Source organism: Mycobacterium sp. E3339 (assembly GCF_001666915.1).
Classification (GTDB): domain Bacteria; phylum Actinomycetota; class Actinomycetes; order Mycobacteriales; family Mycobacteriaceae; genus Mycobacterium.
The window spans coordinates 1-20,191 of sequence record NZ_LZIZ01000069.1 but is presented as its reverse complement, the minus strand read 5'-3'; the positions used below and the strand labels follow the sequence as shown (position 1 = coordinate 20,191).

The following is a 20,191-nucleotide window of genomic DNA, read 5'->3' as shown; positions in this document are numbered from 1 at the left end:
GGTGAGCCGAGGAGATGACGAGCCCGCCCGGTTGCGCACGGTGGCCGAGTCGCTGGCCACGGAAGCGGCCGCGTTCGTGCGCCGTCGTCGCGCCGAGGTGTTCGGTGCGGGCTCGACGGTCACCGGCGGCGGGGCGGTGCGCTCCAAGAGCACCCCGACCGATCCGGTGACCGTCGTCGACACCGAAACGGAGCGCCTGCTGCGGGAGCGGTTGGCCGAATTGCGCCCGGGCGACCCGATTCTCGGCGAGGAGGGCGGCGGGCCGGCCGACCCGGCGGGCACCCCCGCCGACGCGGTCACCTGGGTGCTCGATCCCATCGACGGCACGGTGAACTTCGTCTACGGCATCCCGGCGTACGCGGTGTCGGTCGGTGTCCAGGTCGCCGGGGTGTCGGTGGCGGGCGCGGTCGCCGACGTCGTCGGCGGCCAGGTGTACTCGGCGGCAACCGGCCTGGGTGCGCATGTCAGCGACGGGCAGGGGGTCAGACCGCTGCGGTGCGCCGCGGTCGACGATTTGTCGATGGCGTTGCTGGGCACCGGTTTCGGCTACTCACGGCAGCGCCGGGCGACGCAGGCGGCGTTGTTGGCCCGGCTGCTGCCGCTGGTCCGCGACGTTCGCCGAATCGGTTCGGCGGCCCTGGATTTGTGCATGGTCGCGGCGGGCCGGCTCGACGCGTTCTACGAGCACGGCCTGCAACCGTGGGATTGCGCCGCGGGTGCGCTGATCGCCGCCGAGGCCGGCGCGCGAGTTTCGTTGCCGGCGAACGACATCGAGGGTGCGGGCCTGGTGCTGGCCGCCGCGCCGGGGATCGCCGACGAGCTGCTGGCCGCCCTGGACGACATCGACGGGCTGGACCCGATCCTCGATTGACGTCAGCAGGCGCTGCCGTGAATCTTGTTGAGCAGCGCGGGATCCGACGGCTCGGTGGCGCCGGGGCGCAGGGCGGCCAGGGCGGCGTCGATGTCGTCGTTGTGGGCCAGGGCGGTGAAGTCGGTTCCCAAAGCCAGGTCGACGGAGTCGTCGGCGCGGTTGTCGTTGAACAGCTCCATGCACGGCGCCACCAGCCAGACCGTCGCCGCGGAGGCCTGCCCGGCGGTGCCGAACCGGATCTGCCCCTGGCAGGTGAGCCGGGCGCCGGCGTACAGCGGATCGTTGGCCGCGGTCGGCTGGGCGAACCCGAGGTCTTTCAGCGCGCCCGCGACGTCGCCGGCCTGCCCGCCGCGGCCGCTGGCGTTGAGCACGCGGACCTTGGTGTCGCCGAGCTTGGCGGGCGTGACGTCCATCATCGCGCTGCGCGACACCTGCTCGCCGAGCTGAGCCGTCCCCGAGCCGCTCGGCTTCGGCGGCGGGTTGCACACCGCGACCTCGTGCACCTTGGCCGGCCGGGTCAGCGCGATGGTCCACACCACCGCCGTCGCCACGACCAGGAAAATCACCACCACGATGGCGGGCCGGGGATTGCGTCGCCGGAAGGGCCGACCGTGCTTGTCGAAGGCGGTACCCTCGGTGATTTGTGCGACCACAGGTGCACTCTAGTCGCACCCTAAACGCACTGTTCAAAGGCGAACGCAAGGCCCAAAATGGGTGTGTGACGTAAATCACACATTAACGGACCGTGATCCGGGCACGAATCATTTGGTGGATGCGTTCGACGCTGGTACAAAGCGATGCTTGAGCAATGAGGGCATGTGAGGGGATAGGGCAATGCCTACCGACTATGACGCTCCACGGCGCACCGAGACTGACGACGTCTCGGAGGACTCGCTGGAGGAGCTCAAAGCACGACGCAACGAGGCGGCTTCGGCCGTGGTCGACGTCGACGAATCCGAAACCGCCGAATCTTTCGAACTGCCCGGTGCCGACCTGTCCGGAGAAGAACTGTCGGTCCGCGTCATTCCGAAGCAGGCTGACGAGTTCACCTGCTCGAGCTGTTTCCTGGTGCAACACCGAAGCCGGCTGGCCAGCGAGAAGAACGGCCTGATGATCTGTACCGACTGCGCGGCTTGACCCGGGTCAGCTGCGCAATGCCGACAGCACCCGCTCGGGGTGGCGGCAGCTCACCAGCCAGTACGGCGTGGGGTCGTCCGGGTCGTCCAGGACGACCAGGATCATCGGGCCGACCCATGCCCGGTGCAGCACGAAAGCCGCGGGGTCGAGCTGGCGGCCCAGCGCCGCGGATTTGGCCGACGGCGCAACCGCGGCGGACCGGGCGACCGCGGTGACCGGCAGGTGGGCCTCGCCGGCCCACAGTTCCACCCCGCCCGGCACGCTCGGGTCGGCGGTCACCCGGATCTCCACGCGGCCCAGCCACAGCAGGGTTCCGGTCGCCACCGCGAAAAGCGTTGCGTACGGCAGCCAGGACGGCCGGGGGGCGACGCCCATGTTGACTTCGAATGCGAGCAGCCCCGCCAGCCCGAAGGCCAACGGCCACCACCACCAGGGCACCCACAGTCGTTCGCGATATCGCACACTGTGCGGCGCGACGCGCGTACCGGACACGCAGTCAAGGGTAATCTGTGGCCCCGTGTCGACCAGTCTGGCCATCGTCCGCCTCGATCCCGAGCTCCCTATGCCCGTGCGCGCCCACGAGGGCGACGCCGGGGTGGATCTCTACAGCGCGGAAGACCTCAAGCTGGAACCCGGGCGACGCGCCCTGGTGCGCACGGGGGTGGCGGTCGCGATCCCGTTCGGGATGGTCGGGCTGGTCCACCCACGTTCGGGTTTGGCGTCGCGCGTGGGGCTTTCGATCGTCAACAGCCCGGGCACCATCGACGCGGGCTACCGCGGCGAGATCAAGGTCGCGCTGATCAACCTCGATCCCGCCGAGCCGATCGTCGTGCATCGTGGTGACCGCATCGCCCAACTGCTGGTGCAGCGGGTCGAGCTGGTCGAGCTGGTCGAGGTGTCGTCGTTCGACGAGGCCGGCCTGGCCGAAACATCCCGTGGCGACGGTGGCCACGGTTCCTCCGGCGGACATGCGAGTTTGTGACCGCTAGCGACGATGCAGAGCGGAGCGATGAGGAGGAGGAGCGGCACTGATGGCGGCACTTAAGAGAAACAACGACGACAGTGACAAGCCGGTGGACGCGGAAGCCGCCGCCGACCCGATCGACGAGGAGTTCGACGAAGAGCTCGAGGGCCCGTTCGACATCGACGATTTCGACGACCCCTCCGTCGCGGAGCTCGCGCGGCTGGACCTGGGCTCGGTGCTCATCCCGATGCCGGAGGCGGGCCAGTTACAGGTCGAGCTGACCGAGACCGGGGTCCCCAGCGCCGTGTGGGTCGTCACGCCCAACGGCCGGTTCACCATCGCCGCCTACGCGGCACCGAAAACCGGTGGGCTGTGGCGTGAGGTGGCCAGCGAGCTCGCCGACTCGCTGCGCAAGGACGGGGCCCAAGTCAGCATCAAGGACGGCCCGTGGGGCCGCGAGGTGGTCGGCTCCGCGTCCGGCGCGGTCCGCTTCATCGGCGTCGACGGCTACCGCTGGATGATCCGCTGCGTCGTCAACGGGGCGCACGAGACGATGGAAGCCCTCGAGCAGGAGGCACGAGCGGCGTTGGCGGACACCGTCGTTCGCCGCGGCGACACACCGCTGCCGGTGCGCACCCCGTTGACCGTGCAGCTGCCCGAGCCGATGGCGCAGCAACTGCGCGAGGCCGCGGCCGCCCAGCAGGCCGCCGCGCAAGAGGCCGCGGAGCAGGGGCCGCCCGAGCCGGCGGCGCGCCGCAGCGCCGATGGCTCGGCCATGCAGCAGCTGCGCACCACCACCGGCGGCTGACCCGAACCGGCTAGTCCACGTCGGCGAGGGCGGCCAGGCACGCCGCGCCCAGCGCGGCCGGATCCGAGCCGATCTCGTCGAGCGTCACCGTCCGCAGCGCCGCGCGCGGCGCGGCGTGCACCCACTCCTCACCCACCCGCAACGGATGGATGGGGTCGTCGACGGCGGCCGCCACGCCCATCGGCACGGCCAGCCGGGCCAGCTCGGCGTGGTCCGGCGCCACATGGGCGGCGGCCTCGTCCATCGCGTCGGGCAGTTGCGGCCACTGGGCGCGCCACGAACGGGCCAGCTCGTCGGCCAGCCACGCCGGGCTCGACGCCCGCATCTGGCCGGTCGTCGCCTCCAGCCCGTCGGCGCGCAGCTGCGCGGCGGTGTACCGCGCCGCCAGCGCCGCGCGCGCCTCCTCCGGCGCCCCGGCCCAGGCCGGCAGCGCGGCCAGCACCGCGACCGCCTTGTCCGCGTGGGTCAGTGCCCAGGCGACCGCCACCGCCGCGCCGATCGAGACGCCGCCGACCGCGATCGGGCCGGTGCGCGCGGCGGCGTCCAACGCCGAGACGTAGCCGTCGATCAACCGATCCGGCTGGGGCGGCGGGGCCACCAGGACGGCGCCGGCACCGCGCAACGGACCGGAAAAGGCCCGGTAGACGTAGTCGTCGTCGGACCCGGTGCCCGGCAACAACACCGTCGTGACACCCCGCAGATCGACAGCCACACCCCGATAGTGGCACCACGTTTGAGTCGGTTGGCGCGCGGGAACCAACAGGTCTACGGTGTCCGTTGGCATAAGTGGAAGCGCCGAGGCTTATCAGCATTGTCAGGAGTGGCCATGGGGGCCCAAGGATATCTTCGCCGGCTCACCCGTCGGTTGACGGAGGCGCCGGAGCAACGCGACTCTGAAGAGTTGTCCGACGAGGTCGCAAGCACCGGCGCGCAACGGGTTATCGATTGCGAGCGTGGCCAAGAGGTCACCATGATCGGCACGCTGCGCAGCGTGGAATGTAACGGCAAGGCCTGCGCGGGCGGCGTCCGCGCCGAGCTGTTCGACGGCAGCGACACGGTCACCCTGGTCTGGTTGGGGCAGCGGCGGATCCCGGGCATCGACTCGGGCCGCAAGCTGCGGGTGCGGGGGCGGCTGGGCAAGCTGGAGAACGGCACCAAGGCCATCTACAACCCGCACTACGAAATTCAGCGGTGACGCTTCCCGACGATCGGGAGTCGAGTCCGGGACCGCACGATTCGACCGCGCCCGAACGCGCGAGCGTTAACCGGCTTACCGCGGAACGGCTGCTGCGACAGGCGGGCGGGGTCAGCGGCGTCATCTATTCGTCGCTGCCGGTTGTGATCTTCGTCATCGCGTCGAGCCTGTGGGGCCTGTTCGTGGCCATCGGCGCCGCGCTGGCCGCGGCGGCGCTGGTCCTGCTGTGGCGGCTGATCCGACGGGAATCGCCGCAGCCCGCATTCTCGGGGTTCTTCGGCGTGGCCATCTGCGCGCTGGTCGCCTACATCGTCGGGGAGTCCAAGGGCTACTTCCTGATCGGCATCTGGACGTCGCTGGTCTGGGCGGTGGTGGTCGCGGCGTCGGTGATCATCCGGCGGCCGCTGGTCGGCTACGTGTGGAGCTGGGCCACCGGGCGTGGCCGCGCCTGGCGCGACGTGCCGAGGGCCGTCTACGCGTTCGACATCGCATCGGTCTTCTGGGTGCTGGTCTTCGCCGCCCGGTTCGTGGTCCAGGGCATGCTCTACGACGCCGACCAGACCGGCTGGCTGGCATTCGCGCGCATCGCGATGGGCTGGCCGCTGACCGTGGCGGCCGCGCTGGTGACGTACCTGGCGATCAAGTCGGCCCAGCGTGCCATGTTGGCGGCCGGTGACACCGGCACCCAGATCGCGGCCGACCCGGTCCGCGACTAGCGGTGATCGCGAGCGCGGCGGAGCCGGGCGCTGCGGGTCACCGCCATGGGCCTAGCCCTAGTCGCTGAGCGCCGGGCCGTCCGGCAGTAGCAGCTTGCGCAGGTCCTCTTCGGCCTCGGCGACCGCGACGAACAGCAGCTCGTCGCCGCCCTCCAGCGGTTCGTCCGCCTCGGGCACGATCACCCGCGGGCCGCGCAGGATGGTCACCAGCGAGGCGTCGCGGGGCAGCTGCAGCCGGCGCACCGGCTTGCCGCCCCAGGGCGTGTCGTCGGGCAGGGTGATCTCGACGAGGTTGGCCTGCCCTCTGCGGAATTCCATGAGCCGCACCAGATCACCGACCGCCACGGCCTCTTCGATCAGCGAGGCGAGCATGCGCGGGGTGGACACCGCCACATCCACGCCCCAGGCGTCGGTGAACAACCATTCGTTGCGGGGGTCGTTGACCCGGGCCACCACCCGGGGCACCGCGAATTCGGTCTTGGCCAGCAGGCTGAGCACGACGTTGGCCTTGTCGTCGCCGGTCGCGGCCACCACCACGTCGAACTCCTGCAGGTGCACCGATTCCAGCAGGCTCAGCTCGCAGGCGTCGCCGAGCCGCCAGTGCGCGGCGGGGATGGCGTCGACGTCGACGTGATCGGGGTTGCGCTCGATGAGCGTCACGTCGTGGCCGTTGCCGACGAGTTCGCGACTCACGGAGCGGCCGACCGCGCCGGCCCCGGCGACAGCTACCTTCATTTGCGCCGCTCCTTAACCGAGTTCTTCACTGGGTGGCAGCGCCGCGATGGCCACGGCCTCGGCGGCGCGGCCCGAGATCGCCGCGACGTAGACCTGATCGCCGGCCTGCAGCGCCGTCTTGGGCTCGGGCAGGACGCCGGCGCCGAACCGGATCAGGAAGGCGACCCGGGCGCCGGTGGCCTGCTCGAGATCGGTGACCCGGTGCCCGATCCACTCCTCGTGCAGGACGACCTCCGCGACGGCCACTGTGCCGGTCGGGTCCCGCCACTTGGCGGTTTCGGTGTCCCGCAGCAGCGCGTTGAGCAGGCGGTCGGTGGTCCAGGGCACGGTGGCGATGGTGGGGATGCCGAGGCGCTCGTACACCTCCGCGCGCTTGGCGTCGTAGATCCGGGCCACGACGCGCTTCACGCCGAAGGTCTCCCGGGCCAGCCGCGCCGAGATGATGTTCGAGTTGTCCCCGGAGGACACGGCGGCGAACGCGTCCGCCTCCTCGATGCCGGCCCGCAGCAACACGTCGCGGTCGAACCCCTGGCCGAGCACCCGTTCCCCGCCGTATTCCGGGCTGAGCCGGTTGAAGGCCGTGCTGTCGCGGTCGATGACCGCGACGTCGTGGCCGATCCGCGACAGCCCGTCGGCCACCGAGGAACCGACGCGGCCGCAGCCCATCACCACTACTCGCAATTTCCGATCCTCTCGGCTGCGTCCTGCGGCCCCCATCGGCAACCCACGTCGGCCAGCCGATTTCGGGTCGGCAAACATTCTCACCTACGAAGCTACCGCCACACCCCGGTGGGCTTAGTCTTGGCTCTCGTGTCCAAACTTTCCACCGCAGCGCGTCGGTTGCTGATCGGCCGGCCGTTCCGCAGCGACCGGCTGAGCCACACCCTGCTGCCCAAGCGGATCGCCCTGCCGGTGTTCGCCTCCGACGCGTTGTCCTCCGTGGCCTACGCGCCCGAGGAGATCTTCCTGATGCTCTCGGTTGCCGGCCTGTCCGCGTACGCGCTGGCGCCGTGGATCGGTCTTGCGGTGGCCGCGGTCATGTTGGTCGTGGTCGCCAGCTACCGGCAGAACGTGCACGCCTACCCCTCGGGTGGCGGGGACTACGAGGTGGTCACCACCAACCTCGGCGACACCGCCGGCCTCGTGGTCGCCAGTGCCCTATTGGTGGATTACATTCTCACCGTTGCCGTTTCGACGGCGTCGGCGATGTCCAACATCGGCTCGGCCATCCCCATCGTGGCCGAGCACAAGGTGTGGTTCTGCGTGGCGGCCATCCTGCTGGTGATGGCGATGAACTTGCGCGGCGTCCGCGAGTCCGGGCTGGCGTTCGCCATCCCGACGTACGCGTTCATCATCGGTTTGACCGTCATGATCGGCTGGGGATTGATCCGGGCCTTCGTACTTGGTGATCCGCTGCGGGCCGAATCCGCGGGTTTCCAGATGCATGCCGAGCACGGCCAGATCGTCGGTTTCGCCCTGGCGTTCCTGGTGGCGCGGTCGTTCTCCTCGGGCTGCGCGGCGCTCACCGGTGTGGAGGCGATCAGCAACGGAGTCCCGGCGTTCCAGAAACCCAAGTCGCGCAATGCCGCCACCACACTGCTGATGCTCGGCGTGATCGCGGTGAGCTTGTTCATGGGCATGATCCTGCTGGCCAAGAAGACTGGCGTCCAAGTCGTCGACGACCCGGCAAGGCAACTGTCGGGCACCCCGCCGCACTACTACCAGAAGACGCTCGTCGCGCAGCTCGCACAGGTGGTGTTCGGGAGCTTTCACATCGGCTTCCTACTGATCGCAGCCGTGACCGCGCTCATCCTGGTGCTGGCGGCCAACACCGCCTTCAACGGATTCCCGGTGCTCGGCTCGATCCTGGCGCAGCACAGCTATCTGCCGCGCCAGCTGCACACGCGCGGGGACCGGTTGGCGTTCTCCAATGGAATCCTGTTTCTGTCCGGGGCCGCCCTGCTGGCGATCATCGCGTTCCGTGCCGAGCTCAGCGCGCTGATCCAGCTGTACATCGTCGGCGTGTTTATTTCGTTCACGCTGAGCCAGATCGGTATGGTCCGGCACTGGACCCGGCTGCTGCGCACCGAGACCGACCCGCGGGCTCGGCGCCAGATGATGCGGTCCCGGGTGGTCAACACGATCGGATTGATGGCCACCGGCGCGGTACTGCTGGTCGTCCTGGTCACCAAGTTCGTCGCCGGCGCGTGGATCGCGTTGTTCGCGATGAGCTTGCTGTTCGGGATCATGAAGATGATCCACCGGCATTACGGCACCGTCAGCCGGGAACTGGAAGAGCAGGCCGCCGCCGAGCACGACGTGGTGCTGCCCAGCCGAAATCACGCGCTGGTGCTGGTGTCCAAGCTGCATCTGCCGACGTTGCGCGCACTGGCCTACGCCCGCGCCACCCGCCCCGACGTGCTCGAGGCGCTCACCGTCAGCGTCGACGAGGCCGAGACCCGCGAGTTGGTGCACCAGTGGGAGGAGAGCGACATCAGCGTGCCGCTGAAGGTCATCGCCTCGCCATACCGCGAAATCACCCGGCCAATACTGGATTACGTCAAACGCGTCAGTAAGGAGTCGCCGCGAACGGTGGTCACCGTGTTCATTCCCGAGTACGTGGTGGGCCATTGGTGGGAGCAGGTGCTGCACAACCAGAGCGCGCTTCGGCTCAAGGGCCGGCTCCTGTTCATGCCCAACGTGATGGTGACTTCGGTTCCGTGGCAACTGAATTCGTCGGAGCGGCTCAAGACGCTGCAACCGCACGCGGCCCCGGGTGACACTCGACGGGGAATCTTCGATTGACCCGTGAAGCACCCGGGGCGCCCCACGCGGTGCTGCCCCCGGATGGGGAGCTGACGTTGGTCGCCGGCGCGCCGGCCAACGGTGGCAGCTGCGTGGCGCATCACGAAGGGCGGGTGGTGTTCGTCCGCTACGCGTTGCCGGGTGAGCGGGTGCGGGTGCGGGTCACCGCCGATCGCGGATCCTATTGGCATGCAGAGGTTCTCGAGGTGCTGGACCCATCCGAGGATCGCGTCGAATCGCTGTGCCCGATCGCGGGCGTGGACGGCGCCGGGTGTTGCGACCTGGCGTTCGCCACTCCGCGGGCGGCCCGCGCGCTCAAGGCGCAGGTGGTGGCCAATCAGCTCGAGCGGTTGGGCGGGCACCGGTGGGACGGCGAGGCCGAACCGCTGCCGGGTTCCGGGCCGACGGGGTGGCGCACCCGCGTCCGGCTCGAGGTGGGCGCGGGCCGGCGCCCCGGCTTTCACCGGTATCACAGCGACGAGCTGGTCACCGACCTGCGCTGCGCGCAGCTGCCGGCCGGCATGCTCGACGGACTCGCCGAACCCGATTGGCCCCCAACCGCGCAGCTGCACGTGGTCGTGGACGACGACGGTGCGCGGCACGTGGTGCGCACGCTGCGGCAGGGCAGACGGACCGCGACCAAGGTCGTGGAGGGCGGCTACGAGGCGGTGCAGCGAGTGGGCGCCCGCAGCTGGCAGATCCCGGTCACCGCCTTCTGGCAGGCGCACCGTGGCGCGGCCACGGTGTACAGCCGCCTGGTTGCCGACTGGGCGCAGCCCGCCCCGGGCATGACCGCTTGGGACCTCTACGGCGGCGCGGGCGTTTTCGCCGCGGCGCTCGGGGCGGCGGTCGGGGAGTCGGGACGGGTGCTGAGCGTCGACACCTCGCGCGCCGCCACGCGGGCCGCCCGGGCCGCGCTGGACGACCTGCCCCAAGTGCAGGTCGTCACCGACTCGGTGCGGCGGGCGCTGGGCGCGCAAAGATCGAACGCGGACGTCGCGGTGCTGGACCCGCCGCGGGCGGGCGCCGGGCGCGAAATCATCGACCTCCTGGCCGCCGCGGGCGTCCCACGCGTGGTCCACATCGGTTGCGAGGCGGCATCATTCGCGCGCGACATCGGGCTCTACCTCGGCCGCGGCTACGCCGTCGAGGAGATCAAGGTGTTCGACGCATTCCCGCTCACCCATCACACCGAATGCGTCGCGCTGCTGACCCGCGCCTAGCTGAACAAGAAGTAGCGCAACCACATGTAGAGCGCCGCGACCGCGAGCGAAATAGTGGTCACCACAAGACCTTTGCGCGTAAATTCCCAGAAGCTGATGGGGTGGCCCGCCCGTCGCGATATTCCCAGCATGACCACGTTGGCGCTGGCTCCGACGGCGGTGAGGTTACCGCCGAAATCGGCGCCTAACGCCAGGGCCCACCACAGTGTGTCCGGGTTGGCGCGATCCGGAATGGCCGCGACGAGTTCGGTGACGATCGGTGTCATCGTCGCGACGTAGGGGATGTTGTCGATGACACCCGACACTGGCGCCGAGATGCCGAGTATCAGAAACGCGGTGAACACCTCGTTGCCGCCGCTCAGCGAGCTTGCCGCCCGTGCGAGTTGGTCAACGACACCCGTCTTCACCAGCGCCCCGACCATGATGAACAGCCCGGCGAAGAACAGCAGGGTATGCCACTCGACGCTCGACAAATAGTCGGACGGTTCCAGCCGGGAGATCACGACCAGCGTGCCGGCGCCCAGCATCGCCACAATCGAGGGCTGCATGTGCAGCACCGGATGGGCGATGAAGCCGACGAAAACCAGTAGCAGGACAAGGCCGGACTTGATGAGCAGCCGGCGATCGCGGATGGCCTCGTGCTCGTCGAGCGACATGACGTCGGCGACCCGATCCGGATCGACCGAAAACGAACCCCGGAACAGCAACGGCAGCAGCGCGACAAAGACGACCATCACAAGGACGACGGCCGGCGCCATGTGCAGAAGGAAATCGTTGAAGGTCAATCCCGCCCGGCTGGCGATGATGATGTTTGGCGGGTCGCCGACCAAGGTCGCCGCGCCGCCGATGTTGGCGGAGAAGACCTCGGCCATGAGAAACGGCGCCGCGTTGATCTCCAGCCGATCACATACCAACAGGGTCACCGGCGCGACGAGCAGCACGGTGGTGACATTGTCCAGTAACGCCGAACCGATCCCCATCACCAGGACCAACAGGATCATGATGCGCAACGGTGAACCACGGGCCCGTTTGGCCGCCCAGATGGCCACGAATTCGAACACTCCAGTCTGCCGCAGCACGCTGACGATGATCATCATGCCCAGCAGCAAAAAGATGACGTCCCAGTCGATTCCGGTCTTGTGTGAGTAGAACAGGTCATCCGAGCTGATCACCGGCAAACTCGCCACGATCGCCGCACCGGCCAGCGCGGCCAACGTCTTGTTGACTCGGTCGCTGGCGATCAGCACGTAAGCGGCGACGAACACCGTGACGGCTAACAGGCTCATCGAGTGCTCTCCGAATCTTCAGGCATGAGGCCAGATAACGTCAGCCCAGCACGAAGTAACGCAACCAGAGGTAGACGGCGGACAACACCACGGACATCACCGTGACGATTGCGCCCTTGCGGGTGAACTCCCAGAACGAGATTGGATTGTCGGCGCGCTTGGCGATGCCGAGAATGACGACGTTGGCGCTGGCGCCGACGGCGGTCAGGTTGCCGCCGAAGTCGGTGCCGAGCGCAAGCGCCCACCACAACACACCCGGGTTGACGTGATCCCCAAGGGCCGGAGCCAGATCCGCGACAATCGGTGCCATCGTCGCGGCATAGGGGACGTTGTTGACGACCCCGCTGATCAACAGGGATGCGCCCAAAATCACCATGGTCGCCAATAATGTGTTGCCGCCGGTCGCGGTGACGGCAACGTGCGCCAGTTGTTTGACGACGCCGGTCTTGACCAGAGCGCCGACCATGATGAACAGGCCCGCGAAGAACAACAGCGTGTCCCACTCGACGCTGGAGAAGTAGTCGCTCTGCTCGAGCCGCGAGACCACGATCAGGAGGCCTGCGCCCAGCATCGCCACCATGGAGGGGTCCATGTGCAGAGGCGCGTGGGCGATGAAACCCGCGAAGACGGCCACCAGGACGGCACCGCTCTTGATCAGCAGCCCGCGGTCGCGGATGGCTTCCTTCTCTTCCAGCGACATCACGTCGGCGACCCGCTCGGGATCAACGGTGAACGCACCGGGGAACAGCCGCCGCAGCATGACGACGAGGACCGCCATCACGATGATCACGATCGGCGCCAAGTGGATCAGGAAGTCGTTGAACGTCAGCCCGCCCTTGCTGGCGATGATGATGTTGGGCGGATCGCCGACCAACGTCGCGGTGCCGCCGATATTCGACGCCATCGCTTCGGCCATCAGATACGGCGCGGGGTTGATCGCCAACCGGTCGCATACCAGCAGCGTCACCGGGGCGACGAGCAGCACCGTTGTGACGTTGTCGAGCAAGGCCGAGGCGACGGCCGTTACCACGACCAACAGGATCATGATGCGCAGTGGCGAGCCCTGGGCCCGTTTGGCGGCCCAGATCGCGACGTATTCGAACACGCCGGTTTGGCGCAGGACGCTGACGATGATCATCATGCCCAGGAGCAAAAAGATGACGTCCCAGTCGATTCCGGTGTCGCGGGAGTAGAAGACGTCGTCGGACGTGATGATCGGCAGCATCACCACGATTGCCGCCCCCGTAAGCGCAATCAGCGTCTTGTTGAAGCGATCGGTGGCGATGAACGCGTAGGCGACCACGAACACGACGATCGCGATCGCGCTCATCGCGTGTGTGCCCGCAGGCCCGTGATCGCCGACTTCCTGGATATCAACGGTTCAGCGCCGCCGCGAGGACGCGCGATGCCGTGACGGCCCCGATCAGCTTGCCGTCTTTGACCACCGCGACCAGAGGGCTTCTCTCCCGCGCCATCAGGGCCGCCACCTCGATGATCGTGTCGTCGGCGTCGGCCGGAGGTACGTCGAGCAGGTGGTCCGGCAACACGTCGCGCACCTTCTTGCCGCTCAGCTTCTCCGCGCAGCGGTCAGCCATCGACTCGTTCAGCACACCGGCCAGAGACGGATCGTCCTGCACGTAGCGCGGCACGATGAATCTGACGACCTGGGAGGCGGGCAGCACCGCGTAGGGACTGCCCAAAGGGTCGGTGACGAGCAAACCCGGCAGCCGGTGCTCGGCGAGGAGGCGAGCCGCATCGAGCGCGTCGGTATCAACGCTCACGAACGGAAAATCCTCGGCGATCTGCTCGGCGCGCATGAAGCGACGATACGTCCGCGGGGGGTGTGCGGCGAGAGCGGCGGTCACGGCGTACTCCTGGGTCGGCGGGACAACGTGCCGACCAGGCTTCCCGGCTCACCGCGAGACTGAGGTTACCAAAGGCGCGGCTGCGGCGAGGGCGAGTGAAATCGCAAACTCCGCACCGGCGCCACCCCCCGGTGGCTGCGTAGACTGTCGGGATGCTGGAACAGATCCGCGGGCCCGCTGATCTGCAGTACCTGTCCCAACAGCAGCTGCGCGAACTTGCCGCCGAGATTCGCCAGTTCCTGATCCACAAGGTCGCTGCCACCGGGGGACACCTGGGGCCCAACCTCGGCGTGGTCGAACTGACGCTGGCGCTGCACCGCGTCTTCGACTCGCCGCACGACCCGATCGTCTTCGACACCGGTCATCAGGCCTACGTGCACAAGATGCTGACCGGGCGCTCGCAGGACTTCGAGAGCCTCCGCAAGAAGGGCGGCCTGTCGGGCTATCCGTCGCGCGCCGAGAGCGAACACGACTGGGTGGAGTCCAGCCACGCCAGCGCGGCGCTGTCCTACGCCGACGGCCTTGCCAAGGCGTTCGAGCTGACCGGCCACCGCAACCGGCACGTCGTCGCCGTGGTCGGCGACGGCGCGCTCACCGGCGGCATGTGCTGGGAGGCGCTGAACAACATCGCCGCGTCGCGCCGGCCGGTGATCATCGTCGTCAACGACAACGGGCGCAGCTATGCACCGACGATCGGCGGCGTCGCCGACCGCCTGGCCACCCTGCGCCTGCAGCCGGCCTACGAGCAGGTCCTGGAGCGGGGCCGCGACGCGGTGCGTTCGCTGCCGCTGGTGGGTCAGATGGCGTATCGCTTCATGCACAGCGTCAAGGCCGGCATCAAGGACTCGCTGTCCCCGCAGTTGCTGTTCACCGACCTGGGCCTGAAGTACGTCGGCCCGGTCGACGGTCACGACGAACGCGCGGTGGAGATGGCACTGCGCCACGCGCGCGGCTTCGGCAGGCCGGTGATCGTGCACGTCGTCACCCGCAAGGGCATGGGTTACGCGCCGGCCGAGGACGACGAGGCCGAGCAGATGCACTCCTGCGGCGTGATCGACCCGGTCACCGGGCAGGCCACCAAGATCGCCGGCCCGGGCTGGACCGCCACGTTCTCCGAAGCGCTCATCGGCTACGCGAGGAAACGCCGCGACATCGTCGCCATCACCGCGGCGATGCCCGGCCCGACGGGGTTGTCGGCGTTCGGGCAACAGTTTCCCGATCGCCTGTTCGACGTCGGCATCGCCGAGCAGCACGCGCTGACGTCGGCCGCGGGCCTGGCGATGGGCGGCATGCACCCGGTGGTGGCCATCTACTCGACGTTCCTCAACCGGGCCTTCGACCAGATCATGATGGACGTCGCGCTGCACAAGCTGCCCGTCACCATGGTGCTGGACCGGGCCGGGATCACCGGCAACGACGGCGCCAGCCACAACGGCATGTGGGACCTCTCGATGCTGGGCATCGTGCCCGGCATGCGGGTGGCGGCGCCCAGGGATGCCACCCGGCTGCGTGAGGAACTCGGTGAGGCCCTCGACGTCAACGACGGCCCGACGGCACTGCGGTTCCCCAAAGGCGATGTGGGGGAAGACATTCCGGCCCTCGAGCGCCGGTCGGGCGTCGACGTGCTCGCCGTGCCGGCCGCCGGGTTGAACCATGACGTGCTGCTGGTGGGCGTCGGCGCGTTCGTCCCGATGGCGCTCGAGGTGGCCAAGCGGCTGCACAACCAGGGGATCGGCGTGACGGTGATCGACCCGCGCTGGGTGCTCCCGGTGTCCGACGGGGTGCTGGAACTGGCCCGGCAGCACAAGCTCGTCGTCACCTGCGAGGACAACGGGGTCAACGGCGGCGTCGGGTCGGCGGTGTCGTCGGCCCTGCGCGGCGCGGACATCGATGTTCCGTGCCGCGACGTCGGCCTGCCGCAGCGGTTCTACGAGCACGCCGCGCGGGGTGAGCTGCTGGCCGACCTGGGGCTGACGGATCAGGACGTGGCCCGCCGCATCACCGGCTGGGTCGCCGCCCTGGGCAGCCCCGTCACCGAGGCGGAGATCCGCGAGCACCTCGACTAGACGCCTCGGGAGCGCGGCGGAGCCGTGCGAACCGGGTTGTCACCACCGACTAATGCCCCGACCGGGAGTGCATTCAGGGCTTTGAGTGTGCGCTCAGGGAGGGATTTAGCTGATTTTTCCGCCCTGCGCGCACACGCGATGCCCACGATTCACACCCGACGCGCGCACACTCCGGAACTAGTCGTCCTCGACCGGCGGTTGCAGCGCGCGCGCCAGCACGGGATCGACCAATTCCCGCTGCCACGGCCGGGCCTGCCCGGCGCGCAGGAACGTCTCGACCGCCTCGAAGGGATCGGGCGCGGCCTCCCAGTCCCAGCACAGCCGCCGCACCAGGTCGGGCGAGACCAGGTTCTCGGTGGGGACGTTGACCCGTTCCGACACCTCCGACAGCGCGGCCCGCGCCGCCTCCAGCCGCGCGGCGGCCTCGGGTTTGCGCCGGCTCCACCGCGCCGGCGGCGGCGGCCCGTTCGGCGGTTCGGCGTCCACGGGCGGATTCTTGGTCTGCCGGGCGGCTTCCAGCGCCCCCAGCCACGTGGCGGCGCTGCGCCGTTGATTGCGCCCGCCGAACACCGGCAGCGCGGTGAGTTCCTCGACCGTCTTCGGGTCGGCGATGGCGGCCTCGATGATGGCCGAGTCCGGCAGGATGCGGCGCGGCGCGATGTCGCGGCGCTGGGCGATGCGGTCGCGCGTCAGCCACAGTTCGCGGACCGCGGCCAGGCCGCGCTGGTCGCGCACCCGGTGGATTCCCGACGTGCGCCGCCACCGGTCCCGCCGCGTCGCCGCGCTCGGATCGCGGGATCCGACCGCGCGTAGGTAGTCGAATTCCTCAGCGGCCCAACCGCTTTTGCCCTGCTGGTTCAGAACGTCGGCGATCGCGGCGCGCAGTTCGATGAGCAGTTCGACGTCCAGCGCCGCGTAGTTGAGCCATTCCTCGGGCAGGGGCCGTTTGGACCAATCGGCCGCGCCGTGGCCCTTGGCCAGCCCGGCCCCCAGCAGCCGCTCCACCATGGTCGCCAGGTTCACCCGCTCGAACCCGGCCAGCCGCCCGGCCAGCTCGGTGTCGTACAGGGCCGGCGGGTGCAGTCCTACCTCCGCCAGGCAGGGCAGGTCCTGATCGGCGGAATGCAGGATCCACTCGTCCTCGCCCAGCACCTCGGCGACGGGCCGCAGCGCCTCCAGCGGGTCGGCGCCGTGGCTGACCGGGTCGATGAGCACGGTGCCGGCACCGGCCCGCCGGATCTGGATCAAATACGCGCGGTTGGAATACCGGAAACCCGACGCCCGCTCGGCGTCCACCGCGAACGGGCCGCGCCCTTGATCCAGGCGCTGCGCGGCCTCCTCGATCTGGCGGACCGTCACCGAAAGGTCGGGGATCCCTTCGGTCGGGTGCAGCAGCGGCGTGGGCTCCGGTTCGGCGCCGTCGGGCGCGGTGCTGCCGGGCCCGTCGGCCTCCGGTTCGCACATGTCAGGCGCGTGACCGAGAGCTCAGATCCGTGACGCCCGTCGGCGGGAGGCCCGCCGCGTGTTCCAGTACCTCACAGAAGGCCTCGACGTGGACGCCCACCTGCGGCGTGGTCGCCGTCCAGGACGCCCGCAACTCCAACTGGTGGGCGCGCGGCGGGCCGGAGATGTCGCCGTAGCGCACCGACGTGGTGGCGGTGACGGTGCCGCCCAGGGCGGTGACCTGTTCCATCCGCGACTCCAGGGCCTCCACCAGCCAGCTCCACGCCACCTCCGGCAGCAGGGGGTCGACGGCCTCGCTGGGATCCAGGTCGGCCTGGATGTAGGCGACCAGCCGGATGGTGCCGTCCCACGCGTCGGCGCCTTCGGGGTCGTAGAGCAGGATCAGGCGGCCGAAGGCGTCGCCGTCGGATCGCTCGGGGACAATCTCGCGGTCGGGATGTTTCACCTCGGCCCCAAGCGCGTAGCTGTAGGGGGCCAGGCGCTGCGGCGGGCGGATGGGGCCCAGCTCCAGCTCGGGCCGCACGGTGACGGCGTTCATGGCCGCGACTGCCTCGCGGAATGGTTCCGGTTCAGCTGAGGTCACTTGACGCCGCTCCTGTTCATCCCGGCCGTCCTTCGTCGGCGCGGCACGGGTCACAGGGTCCGACGGTAGACCCATCGGCCGACACGCGGAATCAGGCGCGCCGACCGCTACCAACCCGTTACCAGACCTCATCCGACGGTATCGCCGCTGCTCAGGAGGCGTTTCCGCCGGTAAATCGGGCGGGCCGCTTCTCCCGGTGCGCGGCCAGCCCTTCCCGCACGTCGGGGCCGCTGAAGCTGAGGAATTCCAGGCCGAGCGAGGTCTCGAAGGTGGGCGCGAACATGCGGTACCAGGAGTTGAGGCTGCGCTTCGTCCAGCGGATCGCGTTCTGCGCCCCCCGCGCCAGGTCCTCGGCGATTCGCGTCGCGGTGGACAGCACGTCGTCGTCGTCGACGCAGACGGACACCAGGCCGATGCGCTCGGCTTCCTCGCCCAGCAGCGTCTCGCAGGTGAGCAGGTAGTACTTGGCCTTGGCCATGCCGACCAGCAGGGGCCAGCAGATCGCGGCGTGGTCGCCGGCGGCCACCCCCAGCTTGGTGTGCCCGTCGATGAGCTTCGCGGTCCGACCGGCCACCGAGACGTCGGCGAGCAGGGCCACCACCAGGCCCGCGCCGACGGCCGGCCCGCGGATCGCCGAGACGACGGGCTTGTCGAAGTTGACCATGTTGAGCACCAGATCGCGGGCCTCCCGCATGATGCGCATCCGGCTTTCGTAGTCGCCGATGGTCTCGTCGATCAGGTCGAAGCTGCCGCCGGAGGAGAAGGCCTTCCCCTCGCCGCGGACCAGCACCACGCGCACCGCGGGGTCGCGGCCGATCACCGGCCAGATGTCGGCGAGGTCGCGGTGCATCTGCGGCCCGACGGAATTGAGGCCGGGGGAGTCGAGAACCAGGGTCAGAATGCCGTCGTCGTCCACTTCGCAGCGCAGGCTGGGGAACTCGTCGTAATTCACGGGCGGCTGGCTGACTGGCACGGTCGTGATAGTACGCAGCGCGGGGAGGGGGCCGCCGTCGTGGCAGCATTGAACGCAATGACTACTCGCCGCGACCTTCCAGAGTCGCCGTACCTGGCCGCCGTCACCGGTCGCAAACCCGGCCGGCTCCCGGTCTGGTTCATGCGGCAGGCGGGTCGTTCGCTGCCCGAATACCGGGCGCTGCGGGCCCAGACCGACATGCTGTCGGCCTGTTTCGACGCCGAGTTGGTCTGCGAGATCACCCTGCAGCCGGTGCGCCGGCACGACGTCGACGCGGCGATCCTGTTCTCCGACATCGTGGTGCCGCTGCTCGGCGCGGGCGTCGACCTGGACATCGTCGCGGGCGTCGGGCCGGTGATCGCGTCGCCGGTGCGCACCGCCGCCGATGTGGACGCGATGAAACCCCTTGACCGGCAACGCATTCAACCGGTGGCCGACGCGGTCACGCTGTTGGTGGCCGCCCTCGGGGGCGTCCCGCTGATCGGGTTCGCGGGTGCGCCGTTCACCCTGGCGTCGTACCTGATCGAGGGTGGCCCGAGCCGTCACCACGCCCGCACCAAGGCGATGATGCTCGCCGACCCGGGCAGCTGGCACGCGCTGCTGGAGAAGCTGACCGACATCACCGTCGGCTTCCTGCGGGCGCAGCTGGACGCCGGGGTGGACGCCATTCAGGTGTTCGACTCGTGGGCGGGCGCCCTGTCGCTCGCCGACTACCGCGCCTACGTGCAGCCGCACAGCGCCCGCGTTTTCGGGGCGCTGGCCGAGCACGGCGTGCCGATGACGCACTTCGGGGTGGGCACCGCCGAACTGCTCGGGGCCATGTCGGCGGTCGGCGCGACGGTGGTGGGGGTGGATTGGCGGACCTCCCTGGCCGACGCGGCGACGCGCGTCGCGCCAGGCACGGCGCTGCAGGGCAACCTCGACCCGGTGGTGCTGATGGCGGGCTGGCCGGCCGTGGAACGCGCCGCCCGGGCCGTCGTCGACGACGGGCGCCGCGCCGTCGACGCGGGGGCGCGCGGCCACGTCTTCAACCTCGGCCACGGCGTGCTGCCCGACACCGACCCCGGGGTGCTGACCGATCTGGTGTCGCTGGTCCACTCCCTATGACCGCCGCCTCGTATTGCATTGTTGGGGGCGGTATTTCGGGGCTGACGGCGGCGTACCGGCTGCGCGCGGCGGTGGGCGACGACGCGGCCATCACGCTGTTCGATCCCGGCGACCGGCTGGGTGGGATCCTGCGCACCGAGCGGGTGGGCGGGCAGACGATGGACCTGGGTGCCGAGGCGTTCGTGCTGCGCCGGCCCGAGATGCCGGCGCTGCTGGCCGAGCTGGGCCTCTCGGGGCGCCAACTGGTATCCACCGGCGCGCGGCCGCTGATCTACAGCCGGCAGGAGTTGCACCCGCTGCCCACCGGCACGGTCATCGGCATCCCGTCGTCGGCCGGCTCGGTCGCGGGGTTGGTCGACGAGGCGACCGTCGCGCGCATCGAGGCCGAGCCCG

Annotated in this window: 22 protein-coding genes; 11 read left to right on the top strand and 11 right to left on the bottom strand. The window is 69.5% G+C overall.

Features of this window, described 5'->3' with window-relative positions:
* The first annotated feature begins 1 nt into the window (after nt 1).
* Complete coding sequence (locus A5702_RS06285) at nt 2–871, top strand: inositol monophosphatase family protein (RefSeq protein WP_068219143.1); 870 nt, start codon at nt 2–4, stop codon at nt 869–871.
* 2 nt (nt 872–873) lie between these two features.
* Here A5702_RS06285 and cei read toward each other — a convergent pair whose 3' ends face one another.
* Nucleotides 874–1,524, bottom strand: coding sequence for an envelope integrity protein Cei (gene cei / locus A5702_RS06280; RefSeq protein WP_055401639.1), 651 nt, complete (start codon nt 1,522–1,524; stop codon nt 874–876).
* 181 nt (nt 1,525–1,705) lie between these two features.
* Here cei and A5702_RS06275 point away from each other — a divergent pair, with 181 nt between their 5' ends.
* The gene (locus A5702_RS06275; RefSeq protein WP_007171590.1) at nt 1,706–2,008 is read left to right on the top strand and encodes a DUF4193 domain-containing protein; all 303 of its coding nucleotides are present in this window, start codon (nt 1,706–1,708) and stop codon (nt 2,006–2,008) included.
* A gap of 6 nt (nt 2,009–2,014) precedes the next feature.
* Here the strand turns inward: A5702_RS06275 and A5702_RS06270 are convergent, their stop codons facing one another.
* The gene (locus A5702_RS06270; RefSeq protein ID WP_055401637.1) at nt 2,015–2,500 is read right to left on the bottom strand and encodes a DUF3093 domain-containing protein; all 486 of its coding nucleotides are present in this window, start codon (nt 2,498–2,500) and stop codon (nt 2,015–2,017) included.
* Between the two features lie 25 nt (nt 2,501–2,525).
* Here A5702_RS06270 and dut point away from each other — a divergent pair, with 25 nt between their 5' ends.
* A complete protein-coding gene (dut, locus tag A5702_RS06265) occupies nt 2,526–2,990 on the top strand; it encodes a dUTP diphosphatase (protein WP_055401634.1) in 465 nt (154 codons plus the stop codon).
* A 49-nt stretch (nt 2,991–3,039) separates the two neighbouring features.
* Nucleotides 3,040–3,780 (top strand): DUF3710 domain-containing protein, encoded by a 741-nt coding sequence (locus A5702_RS06260; RefSeq protein ID WP_067815408.1) that lies wholly within the window; start codon nt 3,040–3,042, stop codon nt 3,778–3,780.
* 10 nt (nt 3,781–3,790) lie between these two features.
* Here the strand turns inward: A5702_RS06260 and A5702_RS06255 are convergent, their stop codons facing one another.
* A complete protein-coding gene (locus tag A5702_RS06255; protein WP_068219140.1) occupies nt 3,791–4,492 on the bottom strand; it encodes a hypothetical protein in 702 nt (233 codons plus the stop codon).
* A 114-nt stretch (nt 4,493–4,606) separates the two neighbouring features.
* Between A5702_RS06255 and A5702_RS06250 the strand changes: the two genes are divergently transcribed.
* Nucleotides 4,607–4,975 (top strand): OB-fold nucleic acid binding domain-containing protein, encoded by a 369-nt coding sequence (locus tag A5702_RS06250; protein ID WP_055401629.1) that lies wholly within the window; start codon nt 4,607–4,609, stop codon nt 4,973–4,975.
* Nucleotides 4,976–5,064: 89 nt separating this feature from the next.
* Nucleotides 5,065–5,691 (top strand): DUF3159 domain-containing protein, encoded by a 627-nt coding sequence (locus A5702_RS06245; protein WP_068219183.1) that lies wholly within the window; start codon nt 5,065–5,067, stop codon nt 5,689–5,691.
* A 57-nt stretch (nt 5,692–5,748) separates the two neighbouring features.
* Here the strand turns inward: A5702_RS06245 and A5702_RS06240 are convergent, their stop codons facing one another.
* Entirely contained in the window at nt 5,749–6,426 is a 678-nt protein-coding gene (locus A5702_RS06240; RefSeq protein WP_055401627.1) for a TrkA family potassium uptake protein, read from the bottom strand.
* A gap of 12 nt (nt 6,427–6,438) precedes the next feature.
* On the bottom strand, nt 6,439–7,107 hold the full coding sequence (locus tag A5702_RS06235; RefSeq protein WP_156349484.1) for a TrkA family potassium uptake protein: 669 nt from the start codon (nt 7,105–7,107) through the stop codon (nt 6,439–6,441).
* Between the two features lie 129 nt (nt 7,108–7,236).
* On the opposite strand from A5702_RS06235, the gene A5702_RS06230 reads away from it, so the two are divergent.
* Nucleotides 7,237–9,231 carry an APC family permease gene (locus tag A5702_RS06230; RefSeq protein ID WP_068219137.1) on the top strand — a complete coding sequence of 665 codons (1,995 nt, stop codon included), beginning with the start codon at nt 7,237–7,239 and terminating at the stop codon, nt 9,229–9,231.
* 29 nt (nt 9,232–9,260) lie between these two features.
* Entirely contained in the window at nt 9,261–10,454 is a 1,194-nt protein-coding gene (locus A5702_RS06225; RefSeq protein ID WP_068219135.1) for a class I SAM-dependent RNA methyltransferase, read from the top strand.
* Here A5702_RS06225 and A5702_RS06220 read toward each other — a convergent pair.
* From A5702_RS06220 to A5702_RS06210, 3 genes are read right to left on the bottom strand one after another with little or no spacing between them, the layout of a single operon-like run.
* Entirely contained in the window at nt 10,451–11,740 is a 1,290-nt protein-coding gene (locus tag A5702_RS06220) for an ArsB/NhaD family transporter (RefSeq protein ID WP_068219132.1), read from the bottom strand. The two genes, A5702_RS06225 and A5702_RS06220, sit on opposite strands and share 4 nt — an antisense overlap.
* A 40-nt stretch (nt 11,741–11,780) precedes the next feature.
* Nucleotides 11,781–13,070, bottom strand: coding sequence for an SLC13 family permease (locus A5702_RS06215; RefSeq protein WP_068219129.1), 1,290 nt, complete (start codon nt 13,068–13,070; stop codon nt 11,781–11,783).
* Nucleotides 13,071–13,113: 43 nt separating this feature from the next.
* Entirely contained in the window at nt 13,114–13,557 is a 444-nt protein-coding gene (locus tag A5702_RS06210) for a CBS domain-containing protein (RefSeq protein WP_068219127.1), read from the bottom strand.
* Between the two features lie 200 nt (nt 13,558–13,757).
* Here A5702_RS06210 and dxs point away from each other — a divergent pair, with 200 nt between their 5' ends.
* Complete coding sequence (dxs, locus tag A5702_RS06205) at nt 13,758–15,671, top strand: 1-deoxy-D-xylulose-5-phosphate synthase (protein ID WP_068219123.1); 1,914 nt, start codon at nt 13,758–13,760, stop codon at nt 15,669–15,671.
* Between the two features lie 177 nt (nt 15,672–15,848).
* Here the strand turns inward: dxs and A5702_RS06200 are convergent, their stop codons facing one another.
* The 3 genes from A5702_RS06200 to A5702_RS06190 all read right to left on the bottom strand — a co-directional run bounded on the left by A5702_RS06200 (nt 15,849) and on the right by A5702_RS06190 (nt 18,691).
* Entirely contained in the window at nt 15,849–17,135 is a 1,287-nt protein-coding gene (locus tag A5702_RS06200) for a ribonuclease D (RefSeq protein WP_068219121.1), read from the bottom strand.
* Between the two features lies 1 nt (nt 17,136).
* On the bottom strand, nt 17,137–17,793 hold the full coding sequence (locus A5702_RS06195) for a DUF3000 domain-containing protein (protein WP_082459790.1): 657 nt from the start codon (nt 17,791–17,793) through the stop codon (nt 17,137–17,139).
* A gap of 76 nt (nt 17,794–17,869) precedes the next feature.
* Nucleotides 17,870–18,691 carry an enoyl-CoA hydratase/isomerase family protein gene (locus A5702_RS06190; RefSeq protein WP_068219118.1) on the bottom strand — a complete coding sequence of 274 codons (822 nt, stop codon included), beginning with the start codon at nt 18,689–18,691 and terminating at the stop codon, nt 17,870–17,872.
* Nucleotides 18,692–18,748: 57 nt separating this feature from the next.
* On the opposite strand from A5702_RS06190, the gene hemE reads away from it, so the two are divergent.
* Both hemE and A5702_RS06180 read left to right on the top strand, forming a co-directional pair.
* Nucleotides 18,749–19,798 (top strand): uroporphyrinogen decarboxylase, encoded by a 1,050-nt coding sequence (gene hemE / locus A5702_RS06185; RefSeq protein ID WP_068219115.1) that lies wholly within the window; start codon nt 18,749–18,751, stop codon nt 19,796–19,798.
* Nucleotides 19,795–20,191, top strand: a 397-nt coding sequence (locus tag A5702_RS06180) for an NAD(P)-binding protein (protein WP_156669505.1), incomplete at its 3' end; no start/stop codon positions are given. The genes hemE and A5702_RS06180, both read left to right, overlap by 4 nt.